Consider the following 506-nt stretch of genomic DNA (forward strand, 5'->3'; position numbering starts at 1 on the left):
GTGGTGGGCTTCTACCTGGTGAACCTCGGCTTCGTCGCCCTCTACCTGAGCGACGACGACACCGTCACCGACACCCGCGGCGTCTTCGAGGCGCTCTCCGCCAAACTGGGCGTGGTGCTGCTGGTCCTCGGCGTGATGCACCTGGCCAACGTGTACGTGCTGAACAGGATCCGGCGGCGCGGGGTGATGGAGCGGGAGCAGAACCCGCCGGTGCCCCCGCAGGGCTGGACCGCCCCGGCGGCCCAGGCGTGAGCGCGAACCCCTCGCCCGTCGGCCGGGACGACTGCCCGCAGACGGCGGGAGCTTGCAAGGCAGCCGACGGGTCAACGCCCCCAGGGGCGCGGGGAACTGCGCGTCCAGCCCCTGACGGGCCGCACCCGGCGTACGACACTGCGAGGCGCCCTCCTGGCCGCGGGTACAGCGTCGGCAGCGCGGCGCGCCCCGCCCCGGTCCGCGGGCTGACCGTCCTGTACGACGCGGACTGCCCGCTGTGCACGCATGTCCGT

The 506-nt window shown here is 73.7% G+C and carries 1 pseudogene; it reads left to right on the forward strand.

The annotated features are described in order from the left end of the window. A pseudogene (locus LPA54_RS36740) lies at nucleotides 1–252 on the forward strand (hypothetical protein); the annotation flags it as partial. Nucleotides 253–506: the final 254 nt, after the last annotated feature.

Origin of the sequence: Streptomyces sp. DH12 (genome assembly GCF_020873895.1) — a bacterium.
Lineage (GTDB): Bacteria > Actinomycetota > Actinomycetes > Streptomycetales > Streptomycetaceae > Streptomyces.